Below are 13984 nucleotides of genomic sequence, written 5' to 3' on the forward strand. Positions count from 1 at the left end.
TTAGTCGATGACTTTCGGAACCAGATACAGGCCGTTTTCGACCGCTGGTGCGATGGACTGATAGGCCTCGCGGTGATTGGTCTCGGTCACGACGTCGGCGCGCAGGCGCTGACTGGCTTCCAGCGGGTGGGCCAAAGGCTCGATACCGTCGGTATCGACGGCCTGCATTTCGTCGACCAGCCCGAGAATGCTGTTGAGGGCGGAAGTAATGTGCGGAAGATCGGCATCATTCAGGCCAAGGCAGGCCAGATGTGCGATTTTTTCCACGTCGGAGCGTTCTAGCGCCATCGGGATTCTCCAGTGGAAAACAGAACGGACGGCGTCCGTGTGTTAGATTGTCGGAACACTACCGCACTTCTACGGTCATAAGGCCGCGATTGTGGGGCTTGGTGCACAGAAAAGCGGCCAATTTAACATATTGGCGCCTTGCCCAAAATCCCTGTCGTTGTTAGAGTTTGCCGCACTTTTTTACCCACGCGTTGCCTAGGGTCCCTTTCCCATGTTCAAGAAACTGCGTGGCATGTTTTCCAGCGATCTTTCCATTGACCTGGGCACTGCCAACACCCTTATTTACGTGCGCGAGCGCGGTATCGTCCTGAATGAGCCATCGGTTGTGGCCATTCGGACACACGGTAACCAGAAAAGTGTCGTCGCTGTCGGCACCGAAGCCAAGCGCATGCTCGGCCGTACGCCGGGCAACATTGCTGCCATTCGTCCGATGAAGGACGGCGTGATCGCTGACTTCAGCGTCTGCGAAAAGATGCTGCAATACTTTATCAACAAGGTTCACGAAAACAGCTTTCTGCAGCCCAGCCCTCGTGTGCTGATCTGCGTTCCATGCAAATCCACCCAGGTTGAGCGTCGTGCCATCCGTGAATCGGCCCTTGGTGCCGGTGCCCGTGAAGTGTTCCTGATCGAAGAGCCGATGGCGGCTGCGATCGGTGCCGGTCTGCCGGTTGAAGAAGCACGCGGTTCGATGGTCGTCGATATCGGTGGTGGTACCACTGAAATCGCGCTGATCTCCCTGAACGGCGTGGTCTATGCCGAATCCGTCCGCGTGGGCGGCGACCGTTTCGACGAAGCGATCATCACCTACGTGCGCCGCAACTACGGCAGCCTGATCGGTGAATCGACTGCCGAGCGCATCAAGCAGGAAATCGGTACGGCCTACCCGGGCGGCGAAGTTCGCGAAGTCGACGTTCGCGGTCGCAACCTGGCCGAAGGCGTTCCACGCGCATTCACCCTGAACTCCAACGAAGTGCTGGAAGCTCTGCAAGAGTCCCTGGCTACCATCGTTCAGGCGGTGAAAAGCGCACTGGAGCAATCGCCGCCGGAACTGGCTTCCGACATCGCCGAGCGTGGTCTGGTGCTGACCGGTGGTGGCGCGCTGCTGCGTGACCTCGACAAGTTGCTGGCCCAGGAAACCGGTCTGCCGGTGATCGTTGCCGAAGACCCGCTGACCTGCGTTGCTCGCGGCGGTGGCCGTGCATTGGAAATGATGGACAAGCACACCATGGACCTGCTCTCCAGCGAATAATCGCCGGGTTGCAATACGTGGGTGAGCGCACAGGCAGCACTTTGCAGTGCTGCCTGTTGGCGTTTATCTTCTGTCAGTCTTCATCCAGGCCGGTTTGATGCCGTATGAATAAACAGAACATTTGCCTGGGAGGAGCGGCTTATTAAACCGCTTTTCGCCAAAGGCCCTTCGTTGGGTGTGCGCCTGTTGGTGCTGGCCGTGCTGTCGGTCGCGCTGATGGTGGTCGATGCCCGCTTCGACCTGCTCAAACCCGCGCGCAAACAAGCGTCGCTGGTGTTGATGGACGCCTACTGGATCACCGACCTGCCCGGACGGCTGTGGGAAGGCATCGCCAGTCAGTTCGGCAGCCGCACCGAGCTTGTCGCCGAAAACGAAAAACTCAAGACCGAGAACCTGCTGTTGCAGGGCCGCATGCAGAAGCTTGCCGCCCTCACCGAGCAGAACGTGCGGCTGCGCGAGTTGCTCAATTCCTCCGCACTGGTCAACGAAAAGGTCGAAGTGGCCGAGTTGATCGGCATGGACCCCAATCCCTTCACCCATCGCATCATCATCAATAAAGGTGAGCGCGATGGCGTGGTGCTCGGTCAGCCGGTGCTCGATGCACGCGGCCTGATGGGCCAGGTGGTCGAGTTGATGCCGTACACCTCCCGGGTGCTGCTGCTGACCGATACCACTCACAGCATTCCTGTGCAGGTGAACCGTAACGGTCTGCGGGCGATTGCCAGCGGCACCGGCAACCCGGAACGTCTGGAGCTGCGGCATGTTGCCGATACCGCCGACATCAAGGAAGGCGATCTGCTGGTCAGCTCCGGCCTGGGTCAGCGCTTCCCGGCCGGTTATCCGGTGGCGACGGTCAAGGAAGTCATCCACGACTCCGGCCAGCCGTTCGCGATTGTCCGTGCGGTGCCGACCGCTGCATTGAACCGCAGTCGTTATCTGCTGCTGGTATTCAGCGACAACCGCACTGCCGAAGAACGCGCCAACGATGCGGCGCAGGCCCAGGAAAATCTTGATGCGCAGGGCGGCGGCCCGATGCTTCCGGCCACGGTGCCGAAAGTCGTCAACACACCGGCAGCCGCGACAACGCCAGCTGCGCCGACCGCTCCAGCGCCAGCTGCTGCGGCCAGCACCACGCCGGCCAAACCTGCGGCCAAGCCCACGGCGGCGAGCAAGCCGCCGGCATCCCAGCCTGTTGCGCGTCCGGCGGCGAAACCACCTGCCGCCGCGCCAGCTAACACCGGGAGACAAGAATAATGGTCGGCGCTACCGCTTCGCGTAACGGCTGGATTGTCTGGCTGACGTTTGTCGTCGGCATCCTGCTCAGCGTTTCACCGCTGCCAATGTTCATGGAAATCCTGCGTCCCCTCTGGCTGGCCTTGCTGCTGACTTTCTGGGCGTTGTACATGCCCCATACGGTCGGCATGGTCACCGCGTTCTGTCTGGGGCTGGCCGAAGACGTGCTGCAGGGCGATCTGCTTGGCCAGAATGCCTTGATCCTGACGCTGATCACCTTCCTCGTGCTGTCGTTGCAGCAGCGTCTGCGGATGTTCCCGATGTGGCAGCAATGCCTGGTGATCCTGGTGATCTTCGGCCTCGCTCAACTGGTTCAACTGTGGCTCAGCGCCTTGACCGGCAATCGTCAGCCCACCCTGGCGCTGGTACTGCCGGCACTGGTCAGTGCCTTGCTCTGGCCTTGGGTCAGCTTCGCTTTGCGTGGATTGCGCCGGCGCTACAAAATCAACTGATTCGGTCAGGCATGTGCCCGCACCTCGACAAGGGAGATGTCTTGATGAAGCCGCTTTACCTCGCCTCTGGTTCGCCGCGTCGGCGTGAGTTGCTCACGCAGATCGGCGTGCCGTTCTCCGCCATCACTGCGGACATCGATGAAACCCCGCTCCCTGAAGAATCGCCCTCGGCCTATGTCGAACGCCTTGCGCGTGGCAAGGCCGAGGCCGGTCGACGCACGCTGGTGTCCGACGCGGCGTTTTGCGTTCTGGGCGCGGACACCGCGGTGGTGCTCGACGGCAAAATTCTTGGCAAACCGGTGGACGAAGCCGACGCATGCGCCATGCTGATGATGTTGTCCGGCAAGGAGCATGAAGTGCTGACCGCCATCGCTGTGCTGCAAGACCAGCGCTGCGAGTCGCGCGTGGTGCGCAGTCTGGTGCGGTTCCGTCCGATCAGCCGCGAAGAGGCTGCGGCCTACTGGGCCAGTGGCGAACCCCGGGACAAGGCCGGCGGTTATGGCATTCAGGGCCTCGGCGCGGTGTTTGTCGCCGGCCTCAATGGCAGCTATTCGGCGGTGGTCGGGCTGCCGGTTTGCGAAACCGCAGAACTGTTGGGCCATTTCGGCATACCCTGTTGGCAAAACCTGAACGCGCAATGAGCGTCGTACGAATCAAGATGCGGCCATTATCGTGAACACGCCTGAACGAGACCCTGCCATGAGTGAAGAGATTCTGATCAACATCACGCCGATGGAATCGCGCGTGGCGGTGGTCGAAAACGGTGTGCTGCAAGAAGTCCACGTTGAGCGCACGCAAAAGCGCGGGATCGTCGGCAACATCTATAAAGGCAAGATCGTGCGCGTGCTGCCGGGCATGCAGGCGGCGTTCGTCGATATCGGTCTGGATCGCGCCGCGTTCATTCATGCCTCGGAAATTTCCCTGCGCGAAGGCCCGGCGGTAGAAAGCATCAGCGCGCTGGTGCACGAAGGGCAGAGCCTGGTGGTGCAGGTGACCAAGGACCCGATCGGCTCGAAAGGTGCGCGACTGACGACTCAGTTGTCGATTCCGTCGCGTTATCTGGTGTACATGCCGCGCACCGCCCATGTCGGCATTTCCCTGAAGATCGAAGACGAAGCCGAGCGCGAACGCCTCAAGCAGGTGGTCAGCGATTGTGTGGCCAAGGAAGGAATCAAAGAGGCCGGTGGCTTCATTCTGCGTACCGCCGCCGAAGGTGCCGGGGCTGATGAAATCCTCATGGACATCCGCTACCTGCGGCGCCTGTGGGATCAGATCAATGCGCAGATCCAGACCATCGGCGCACCGAGTGTGATTTATGAAGACCTCGGCCTGGCCTTGCGCACCTTGCGCGATCTGGTCAGCCCGAAGATCGAGAAGATCCGCATCGACTCCCGGGAAACTTTTCAGAAAACCACGCAGTTCGTCGCCGAACTGATGCCGGAAATCGCCGATCGTCTGGAACACTATCCGGGCGAGCGGCCGATTTTCGACCTGTATGGCGTCGAAGACGAAATCCAGAAAGCCCTCGAGCGCAAAGTGCCGCTCAAGTCCGGCGGCTATCTGGTGGTCGACCCGGCGGAAGCCATGACCACCATCGACGTCAACACCGGCGCGTTCGTTGGTCATCGCAATCTCGAAGAAACCATCTTCAAGACCAACCTCGAAGCCGCCACCGCGATTGCCCGGCAGATGCGCCTGCGCAATCTGGGCGGGATCATCATCATCGACTTCATCGACATGGAAGATGAAGAGCACCAGCGCCAGGTGCTGCGTACCCTGGAAAAACAGCTCGAACGTGATCACGCCAAGACCAACATCATCGGCATCACCGAGTTGGGCCTGGTGCAGATGACCCGCAAGCGCACCCGCGAGAGCCTTGAGCAAGTGCTGTGCGAGCCGTGCAGCAGTTGCCAGGGCCGTGGCAAGCTGAAGACCCCGGAAACCATCTGTTACGAGATTTTTCGCGAGATTCTGCGTGAAGCCCGCGCCTATCAGGCCGAGGGGTATCGGGTACTGGCGAACCAGAAAGTAGTGGATCGGCTGCTCGACGAAGAGTCGGGTAATGTCGCCGAGCTTGAAGGGTTCATCGGCCGCACCATCCGCTTTCAGGTCGAAACCATGTATTCCCAGGAACAATATGACGTGGTGCTGCTCTGAACCCCTGCAGCACATTTAATCCACAACGGCTGGCCTCAGCTTTTAGTAGTTTTTTTGCCATGGGAGCCAACTGACATGGAGCGTCTGACACGCATTTTGGCCACACTGACCCGCTGGGGGCTGGGCCTGTGCGCGTTGGTTCTGGTGTTGATGGCGTTGTACGTCAGCCTCGGTCGGGAACTGACGCCGCTGGTGGCGGAATACCGCACCGATATCGAAGACAAGGCCACCGCCGCACTCGGCATGCCGTTGCAGATCGGCGAACTGGAAGGCAACTGGAGCGGCTTCGCGCCGATTCTGCTGGCCCATGATGTGATGGTTGGTGACGGCGCCAATGCCTTGCGCCTGGATCGGGTGCGCGTGGTACCTGATCTCTGGGCCAGTCTGCTGGCGCGCGAAGTCCGCATCGCCCACCTGGAACTGAACGGCCTGAAGATCAGCGTCAAGGAAGCGCAGGATGGCACCTGGGCGCTGGAAGGCTTGCCGGTGCAAAAGGATCAGCCGCTTGATCCCGAACAATTGTTCAAGCGCTCGCAGATGGTTCAGCAATTGTCGGTGCTCGACAGTCAGGTGACCGTGCAGCCGCTGGATCAGGCACCGATGACCTTTACTTATGTTGGCCTCAATCTGAAAACCGGCAGCAGCCGTCAGCGTCTTGATGCTCGTCTGACCTTGCCCGATGGGCAACCGGTAGCGATGAGCCTGCGTACACGGATTCGCCCCTCTCAATTGCGCAACAGTTCGGTTGACGGTTATGTCAGCCTGCCGCAAAGCGACTGGTCGAAGTGGCTGCCGGAGCGTGTGACCCAACAATGGAATTTTTCCGAGATCAAGGCGGGCGGCGAGCTGTGGGTGAACTGGAACGACGGCGCTCTGCAAAGCGCCGCCATCCGCTTGAACGCACCGCAGGTGACCGGCGCTTATGCCGAGCGCAAGCCGATCAAAATCAGCAATCTGGCGCTCAACGGCTATTACCAGCGGGATGACGAGGGCGCGATCGTTACTCTCGATTCGCTGGCGATGAACTTCGGCGAGAATCGCTGGGAATCCCGTGTGCAGCTCAAGCAGACGGTGGCCACCGATAAAACCGATGAGTTGTGGCACTTGCAGGCCGACCGCCTCGACCTGACACCGATCACGCCGTTGCTCAATGCGCTGGGGCCGTTGCCCGAAAACGTCGCCACGGTCGTCGACCACCTGAAGGTGACGGGTGGACTGCGCAACGTGCTGCTGGATTTTCGTCCCAACGCCACCGACGGCTCGAAGTTCGGCTTCGCTGCCAACCTCGATAATGTCGGTTTCGATGCCTATCACGGTGCCCCGGCGGCGCGAAACGTCAGTGGCAGCCTCAGCGGCAACCTCGACGGCGGCGAGTTGCGCCTGGACAGCAAGGATTTCGTCCTGCACCTCGACCCGATCTTCGCCAAGCCATGGCAATACATTCAGGCCAATGCCCGACTGACGTGGAAGCTCGACAAAGAAGGTTTCACCCTGATCGCGCCCTACCTGAAAGTGCTGGGCGAAGAGGGCAAGATTGCCGGCGACTTCCTGATCCGCCTGCATTTCGATCATAGCCAGGAAGACTACATGGACCTGCGCGTCGGGCTGGTCGATGGCGACGGTCGCTACACCACCAAATACCTGCCCGAAGTCTTGAGCCCGGCCCTCGACGAGTGGCTGCGTACGGCGATCCTCAAGGGCGCCGTGGATCAGGGTTTCTTCCAGTACCAGGGGTCGCTGAGCAAAAACGCCAAGGACTCGGATCGCAGCATCAGCCTGTTTTTCAAGGTGCATGACGCCGAGCTGGCGTTCCAGCCGGGTTGGCCGCACGTGAGCAAGGTCAGCGGCGACGTGTTCATCGAAGACAGCGGCGTGCGCATCGTGGCCGAGAAGGGCCAGTTGCTCGACACCCAGGTCAGCAATGTTTTCGTCAATATTCCCCATGTGCCAGCCGGGCAACCTACCCACATGTTCCTCGACGGCGGGTTTGCCGGCGGGTTGGGCGACGGGCTGAAGATTCTGCAGACTGCGCCGATTGGCACGGGCGAAACCTTTGCTGGCTGGGAAGGTGAGGGCGATCTGCAGGGCAAGGTCAAACTCGACATTCCGCTGGAAAAGGGCGATCTGCCGAAGATCCTCGTTGACTTCAAGACCGCCAATGCGCGCTTGAAACTGGCTGAGCCGAAGCTGGAACTGAGTCAGCTCAAGGGCGATTTCCGCTTCGACAGCGCCAAGGGTTTGAGCGGGCAGAACATCGCCGCCAGGGCTTTCGACAAGCCCGTGACCGCACAGATTTTTGCCGATGGCAGCGCCAATAAAATCAAGACTCGGGTCGCGGCTTCCGGGCAGGTCGAAGTCAAGAAACTCACGGACTGGCTGGGCGTGACTCAGCCATTGCCGGTGTCCGGGACCCTTCCCTATCAGTTGCAGGTCAACCTCGACGGCACCGACAGTCAGCTCATCGTCAGTTCCAGCATGAAAGGCGTCGCGGTGGATCTGCCGGCGCCGTTCGGCATGTCGGCCGAGCAGGGTCGTGACACGGTGTTCCGCATGACGCTGCAGGGACCGGAGCGGCGTTACTGGGTCAACTACGATCAACTGGCGAGCTTCATCTTCGCCGCGCCGCCGAGCAATATCGCCGATGGTCGCGGTGAGCTGTTTCTAGGAACCGGCGACGCCGTACTGCCGAATGCCAAGGGCTTGCGCATTCGCGGTGTGCTGTCGGAGCTGGACGTCGCGCCGTGGCAGGATCTGCTCGGCAAATACGCTGGCAACGATCCGGGCGGCAGTGCCAAACAACTGCTCAACAGTGCCGACTTCAAGGTGGGCAAGCTCACCGCATTCGGCTCCACGCTGGATCAGGCCGCGGTTCAGGTCTATCGCAAGCCGTGGGCGTGGAATCTGGCACTCGATAGTCAGCAGGCCAAGGGTTCGGCCAGCCTGCCCGATGTCAAGGGCGCGCCGATCGCGGTCAATCTGCAATACGTGCGCTTGCCGGCGCCGGATCCGACGGTGCAGGCGGACGAGAATTCGCCTGATCCGCTGGTTTCGGTTGACCCGACGAAGATTCCCGCGCTGGATATCACCATCAATCAGTTGTTTCTGGGCCAGGATCTGGTTGGCGGCTGGTCGCTGAAGGTGCGACCGACGGCCAAAGGCATCGTCCTGAATAACCTCGACATGGGCCTCAAGGGCATCCTGTTGCAGGGCAATGGCGGCTGGGAAGGGGCGCCGGGTTCGACCAACAGCTGGTTCAAGGGCCGGATCAGCGGCAAGAACCTCGCCGATGTGCTCAAGGGCTGGGGCTTTGCGCCAAGCGTGACCAGTGAAGAGTTCCACATGGACGTCGATGGCCGCTGGCCGGGTTCGCCGGCATGGCTGGCGACCAAGCGTTTCTCCGGCACGCTGGATGCTTCGCTCAACAAAGGTCAATTCGTTGAAGTGGAGGGCGGCGCGCAGGCGTTGCGGGTGTTTGGCCTGCTCAACTTCAACTCCATCGGCCGGCGCCTGCGTCTGGACTTCTCCGATTTGTTCGGCAAGGGCCTGAGCTATGACCGGGTCAAGGGCCTGTTGGTGGCCAATAACGGCGTGTATGTCACCCGCGAGCCGATTCGTCTGACCGGTCCTTCGAGCAATCTTGAGCTGGACGGTACGCTGGATCTGGTCGGCGATCAGGTCGATGCGAAATTGCTGGTGACCTTGCCGGTGACCAACAACCTGCCGATTGCTGCGTTGATTGTCGGCGCGCCGGCGGTCGGCGGGGCGTTGTTCCTGATCGACAAGCTGATCGGCGATCGTGTGGCGCGCTTCGCCAGCGTCAAGTACACCGTCAAAGGCCCGTGGAAAGAGCCGAAAATCACCTTCGACAAGCCTTTTTGAGTAGCATGAGGCTTCCCCCGTGTAGGAGCTGCCGCAGGCTGCGATCTTTTGATCTGGTTTTTAAAAGCAAAATCAAAAGATCGCAGCCTGCGGCAGCTCCTACAGTGATAAGTGGACTCCCTGTCAGGAAGCGGCCATGTCTTTAGCGGTGATTCAAATGGTCAGCCAGAGCGATGTGCTGGCCAATCTGGCGCAGGCTCGGCGCCTGCTCGAACAGGCTGGGGCCAGCGGCGCGAAGCTGGCAGTGCTGCCGGAAAATTTCGCTGCCATGGGCCGTCGCGACATCGCCGATATCGGTCGCGCCGAAGCGCTCGGCGACGGGCCGATCCTGCCATGGTTGAAACAGACCGCACGCGACCTCAAGTTATGGATAGTGGCCGGCACGTTGCCGTTGCCACCGCTCGGGCAACCGGACGCCAAGTCCCACGCCTGCTCGCTGCTGGTCAACGATCAGGGTGAAACCGTGGCGCGGTATGACAAGTTGCACCTGTTCGACGTCGATGTGGCGGACAATCGCGGGCGGTACCGTGAATCCGATGACTATGCTTATGGCAGTGGCGTGGTGGTCGCGGACACGCCGGTTGGCCGGGTTGGCCTGACCGTGTGCTACGACTTGCGCTTTCCGGAGCTGTACAGTGAATTGCGCGCTGCCGGGGCCGAGTTGATTACCGCCCCATCGGCCTTCACTGCAGTGACCGGTGCGGCGCATTGGGACGTGCTGATTCGCGCCCGGGCCATCGAGACCCAGTGTTACGTATTGGCGGCAGCACAGGGCGGGACCCACCCGGGACCGCGTGAGACCTTCGGTCATGCGGCGATTATCGATCCGTGGGGCCGGGTGCTGGCGGATCAGGATCAAGGCGAAGCGGTGTTGTTGGCCGCTCGCGACAGTGATGAACAAGCGTCTATCAGGGCGCGAATGCCGGTGACGAATCATCGGCGGTTTTTCTCGCAGGGCGCCCAGCGGCCTGCTTCAGAACATGAATTTAAGGCGTAAACCTATGAGCGAGTTGTTGTCCTCAGTCAGTGATCACCTGTTGGCGCCCGGCGGCGTGACCATCGAGAGCCTGCAAGGTGTGCTCGGCGATCTGGCCGGCCCGGGCATCGATGCTGCCGATCTGTATTTCCAGGGCCAGATCTCCGAGTCGTGGTCGCTGGAAGACGGTATCGTCAAGGAAGGCAGCTTCAACCTCGACCAGGGTGTTGGCGTGCGTGCGCAGTCCGGCGAGAAAACCGGTTTTGCCTACAGCAACGCGATCACCCTTGAAGCCCTTGGTGCGGCGGCGCGTGCTGCGCGTTCGATCTCCCGCGCCGGGCAGAACGGCACGGTGCAGGCATTCAGCACTCAGGATGTCGCACAGCTGTACGCGCCGGACAACCCGCTGGAAGTGCTGAGCCGCGCCGAGAAAGTCGAGCTGCTCAAGCGCATCGACGTCGCTACCCGCGCCCTCGATCCACGGATTCAGCAGGTCAGCGTGAGCATGGCCGGGGTCTGGGAACGGATTCTGGTGGCGTCCACCGACGGTGGCCTGGCCGCTGACGTGCGTCCGCTGGTGCGTTTCAACGTCAGCGTGATCGTCGAGCAGAATGGCCGTCGCGAACGCGGCGGACATGGCGGCGGCGGGCGAACCGACTATCGTTATTTCCTCGCCGAAGACCGCGCCATGGGCTACGCCCGTGAAGCGCTGCGTCAGGCACTGGTCAATCTGGAAGCGATTCCGGCACCGGCCGGCACCTTGCCTGTCGTCCTCGGTTCGGGCTGGTCCGGCGTGCTCCTGCACGAAGCGGTCGGTCATGGTCTGGAAGGCGACTTCAATCGCAAGGGCAGTTCGGCCTACAGCGGGCGCATGGGCGAAATGGTTGCCTCCAAGCTCTGCACCATTGTCGATGACGGCACGTTGAGCGGTCGTCGCGGTTCGCTGAGCGTCGACGACGAAGGCACCCCGACCGAGTGCACCACGCTGATCGAGAACGGCGTGCTCAAGGGTTACATGCAGGACAAACTCAACGCGCGCCTGATGGGCGTGGCCCGTACCGGCAACGGTCGTCGTGAGTCCTACGCGCATCTGCCGATGCCGCGCATGACCAACACCTACATGCTCGGAGGCGAGAGCGATCCGGCGGAAATCATCGCGTCGGTGAAGAAGGGCATCTACTGCGCCAACCTTGGCGGCGGTCAGGTCGACATCACCAGCGGCAAGTTCGTGTTCTCCACCAGCGAGGCGTACCTGATCGAGGATGGCAAGATCACCGCGCCGGTCAAGGGCGCGACGTTGATCGGCAACGGCCCCGAGGCGATGAGCCGGGTGTCGATGGTCGGTAACGATCTGGCGCTGGACAGCGGTGTGGGCACGTGCGGCAAGGACGGGCAGTCGGTGCCGGTGGGTGTCGGTCAGCCGACGCTGAAGATCGATGCGATTACCGTGGGTGGCACGGGCGCATAAATAAACCAGCTGTAGGAGCTGCCGCAGGCTGCGATCTTTGCTTTTTCAAGATCAAAAGATCGCAGCCTGTGGCAGCTCCTACAGGGCGAGTATCAACGCAGACCGCGTTGGGTATCGTCCAGCTCACGGATGTACTTGAAGATCTTGCGGCTGGAAGCAGGAGGTTTGTTTTGCGCAACCTCGTGCTGAGCCTGACGGATCAGGGAACGCAGTTGCTGGCGATCGGCGTCCGGGTATTCGACGACGAATTTCTCCAGCACGGCATCGTCACCGGCGATCAGGCGGTCACGCCAGCGTTCGAGGTTGTGGAAACGCTCGTTGTACTGACGGGTGGAGGCATCGAGTTGATCGAGCAGGACCAGAATCGCGTCAGTGTCCTGATCGCGCATCAGTTTGCCGATGAACTGCAGGTGCCGTTTACGCGCGATGTTCGCGGTGTGCTTCGGCGCATCGGCCAAGGCCCGGCGCAAAGCGTCGGTCAATGGCAGTTTTGCCTGCAAGTCGGGCTTGAGTGTTGTAAGGCGCTCGCCAAGGTCAACCAGAGCATGCAGCTCGCGTTTGACCTGAGATTTGCTTTTTTCTCCCGTATCGAGGGAGTCGTCGTAAGAATCAACCATGGTGGCAGTCCGCAAAGAAACGCCGCCATGATAACCAGTCGGGGGCCGCTTGTCCGGCCCGGTCGCTCGATGACCCCAGCCGAAAGCAGAATTTGAGTGGAGATGAGCATGAGTGCAGTTCAAAGCGTCGGCCCGCAAGCATTGCCGGCATTGCAGGAGCAGGTCGAGCAGATCATCGCCGAAGCCAAGCGTCAGGGCGCCAGCGCCTGTGAAGTCGCGGTGTCGCTGGAGCAGGGTTTGTCGACGTCGGTGCGTCAGCGTGAGGTCGAGACGGTCGAATTCAATCGCGACCAGGGCTTTGGCATCACCTTGTACGTCGGCCAGCGCAAAGGCTCGGCCAGCACCTCCGCCAGCGGTCCGGACGCGATTCGCGAAACCGTCGCTGCCGCACTGGCGATCGCCAAACACACCTCTGAAGACGAAGCCTCGGGTCTCGCCGATGCCGCGCTGATGGCCAGGGATGTGCAGGATTTCGATCTGTTCCACGAATGGGACATCACCCCAGAGCAGGCCATCGAGAAGGCGTTGCTCTGCGAAGCCGCGGCGTTCGACGCCGATGCGCGAATCAAGAACGCCGACGGCACTACCCTCAGCACTCATCAGGGCTGCCGTGTGTATGGCAACAGCCACGGTTTCATCGGCGGTTACGCGTCGACCCGGCACAGCCTCAGCTGCGTGATGATCGCCGAAGCCGATGGCCAGATGCAGCGCGATTACTGGTATGACGTCAATCGTCAGGGCAGCCTGCTGGCGGATCCGGTGAGCATTGGTCAGCGTGCCGCGCAACGCGCCGCGAGCCGTCTGGGTGCGCGTCCGGTGCCGACCTGCGAAGTGCCGGTGCTGTTTTCCGCTGAACTGGCGGGAGGTTTGTTCGGCAGCTTCCTGTCGGCGGTGTCTGGCGGCAGTCTGTATCGCAAATCGTCGTTCCTCGAAGGCACGCTGGGGCAGAAGCTGTTTCCGGAATGGCTGACCATCGATGAGCGTCCGCATCTGATGCGCGCCATGGGCAGTGCGTCCTACGACGGTGATGGTCTGGCCACCTACGCCAAACCGTTCGTCGAGAAGGGCGAGTTGGTGTCGTACATCCTCGGCACGTACTCCGGGCGCAAACTCGGCATGCCGAGCACCGCCAATGCGGGTGGCGTGCACAACCTGTTCGTCACTCACGGTGATGAAGATCAGGCGGCGCTGTTGAAGCGCATGGGCCGTGGGTTGTTGGTTACCGAGTTGATGGGCCATGGCTTGAACATGGTCACCGGCGATTATTCGCGTGGTGCGGCGGGGTTCTGGGTCGAGAACGGCGAAATCCAGTTTGCAGTGCAGGAAGTGACCATCGCCGGCAACATGCGCGACATGTTCAAACAGATCGTTGCAGTCGGTAATGATCTGGAGCTGCGGAGCAATATTCGCACGGGTTCGGTGTTGATCGAGCGGATGACTGTCGCGGGTAGCTAAAACCCGGCGGCAACAAAAAAGGCGCGCCATCCCCCCGGATGGCGCGCCTTTTTCATGTCCGCCCTGTAGGAGCTGCCGCAGGCTGCGATCTCTTGATCTTGTGTGTGAAAGCAAAATCAAAAGATCGCAGCCTGCGGCAGCTCCTACAAA

General features: G+C 61.1%; 11 protein-coding genes. 9 read left to right on the forward strand and 2 right to left on the reverse strand.

Annotated features, from left to right (window positions below; genetic code table 11):
- Nucleotides 1-288 carry an Asp-tRNA(Asn)/Glu-tRNA(Gln) amidotransferase subunit GatC gene (gene gatC, locus ACS4NR_RS26100; protein ID WP_003221657.1) on the reverse strand — a complete coding sequence of 96 codons (288 nt, stop codon included), beginning with the start codon at nucleotides 286-288 and terminating at the stop codon, nucleotides 1-3.
- A gap of 211 nt (nucleotides 289-499) precedes the next feature.
- On the opposite strand from gatC, the gene mreB reads away from it, so the two are divergent.
- The 8 genes from mreB to tldD all read left to right on the forward strand — a co-directional run bounded on the left by mreB (nucleotide 500) and on the right by tldD (nucleotide 11762).
- Nucleotides 500-1537 (forward strand): rod shape-determining protein MreB, encoded by a 1038-nt coding sequence (mreB, locus tag ACS4NR_RS26105; protein ID WP_002555108.1) that lies wholly within the window; start codon nucleotides 500-502, stop codon nucleotides 1535-1537.
- A gap of 141 nt (nucleotides 1538-1678) precedes the next feature.
- The gene (gene mreC, locus ACS4NR_RS26110; RefSeq protein WP_456020411.1) at nucleotides 1679-2791 is read left to right on the forward strand and encodes a rod shape-determining protein MreC; all 1113 of its coding nucleotides are present in this window, start codon (nucleotides 1679-1681) and stop codon (nucleotides 2789-2791) included.
- Entirely contained in the window at nucleotides 2791-3282 is a 492-nt protein-coding gene (gene mreD / locus ACS4NR_RS26115) for a rod shape-determining protein MreD (protein WP_007961576.1), read from the forward strand. Before mreC ends, mreD begins: the two co-directional genes overlap by 1 nt.
- A gap of 44 nt (nucleotides 3283-3326) precedes the next feature.
- Nucleotides 3327-3923, forward strand: coding sequence for a Maf family protein (locus tag ACS4NR_RS26120; RefSeq protein ID WP_456018694.1), 597 nt, complete (start codon nucleotides 3327-3329; stop codon nucleotides 3921-3923).
- 58 nt (nucleotides 3924-3981) lie between these two features.
- A complete protein-coding gene (rng, locus tag ACS4NR_RS26125; RefSeq protein WP_007961585.1) occupies nucleotides 3982-5439 on the forward strand; it encodes a ribonuclease G in 1458 nt (485 codons plus the stop codon).
- A 75-nt stretch (nucleotides 5440-5514) separates the two neighbouring features.
- Nucleotides 5515-9318, forward strand: a complete 3804-nt coding sequence (locus ACS4NR_RS26130; RefSeq protein ID WP_456018695.1) for a YhdP family protein — start codon at nucleotides 5515-5517, stop codon at nucleotides 9316-9318.
- Between the two features lie 136 nt (nucleotides 9319-9454).
- On the forward strand, nucleotides 9455-10315 hold the full coding sequence (locus ACS4NR_RS26135) for a carbon-nitrogen hydrolase family protein (RefSeq protein WP_456018696.1): 861 nt from the start codon (nucleotides 9455-9457) through the stop codon (nucleotides 10313-10315).
- A 4-nt stretch (nucleotides 10316-10319) separates the two neighbouring features.
- Complete coding sequence (tldD, locus tag ACS4NR_RS26140; protein WP_007961588.1) at nucleotides 10320-11762, forward strand: metalloprotease TldD; 1443 nt, start codon at nucleotides 10320-10322, stop codon at nucleotides 11760-11762.
- Nucleotides 11763-11854: 92 nt separating this feature from the next.
- Here the strand turns inward: tldD and yjgA are convergent, their stop codons facing one another.
- Nucleotides 11855-12379 (reverse strand): ribosome biogenesis factor YjgA, encoded by a 525-nt coding sequence (yjgA, locus tag ACS4NR_RS26145; protein ID WP_003221672.1) that lies wholly within the window; start codon nucleotides 12377-12379, stop codon nucleotides 11855-11857.
- 108 nt (nucleotides 12380-12487) lie between these two features.
- Between yjgA and pmbA the strand changes: the two genes are divergently transcribed.
- Nucleotides 12488-13834 carry a metalloprotease PmbA gene (gene pmbA, locus ACS4NR_RS26150; RefSeq protein WP_456018697.1) on the forward strand — a complete coding sequence of 449 codons (1347 nt, stop codon included), beginning with the start codon at nucleotides 12488-12490 and terminating at the stop codon, nucleotides 13832-13834.
- The last annotated feature ends 150 nt before the right edge of the window (nucleotides 13835-13984 follow it).

The organism is Pseudomonas sp. JQ36, from assembly GCF_053851495.1.

Excerpts from the sequence above, each read along its gene's own strand:
- gatC (WP_003221657.1), bottom strand. The coding sequence starts at position 288 with ATGGCGCTAGAACGCTCCGACGTGGAAAAAATCGCACATCTGGCCTGC.
- mreD (WP_007961576.1), top strand. The coding sequence starts at position 2,791 with ATGGTCGGCGCTACCGCTTCGCGTAACGGCTGGATTGTCTGGCTGACG.
- pmbA (WP_456018697.1), top strand. The coding sequence starts at position 12,488 with ATGAGTGCAGTTCAAAGCGTCGGCCCGCAAGCATTGCCGGCATTGCAG.
- ACS4NR_RS26130 (WP_456018695.1), top strand. The coding sequence starts at position 5,515 with ATGGAGCGTCTGACACGCATTTTGGCCACACTGACCCGCTGGGGGCTG.
- yjgA (WP_003221672.1), bottom strand. The coding sequence starts at position 12,379 with ATGGTTGATTCTTACGACGACTCCCTCGATACGGGAGAAAAAAGCAAA.
- tldD (WP_007961588.1), top strand. The coding sequence starts at position 10,320 with ATGAGCGAGTTGTTGTCCTCAGTCAGTGATCACCTGTTGGCGCCCGGC.
- mreB (WP_002555108.1), top strand. The coding sequence starts at position 500 with ATGTTCAAGAAACTGCGTGGCATGTTTTCCAGCGATCTTTCCATTGAC.
- rng (WP_007961585.1), top strand. The coding sequence starts at position 3,982 with ATGAGTGAAGAGATTCTGATCAACATCACGCCGATGGAATCGCGCGTG.
- ACS4NR_RS26135 (WP_456018696.1), top strand. The coding sequence starts at position 9,455 with ATGTCTTTAGCGGTGATTCAAATGGTCAGCCAGAGCGATGTGCTGGCC.
- ACS4NR_RS26120 (WP_456018694.1), top strand. The coding sequence starts at position 3,327 with ATGAAGCCGCTTTACCTCGCCTCTGGTTCGCCGCGTCGGCGTGAGTTG.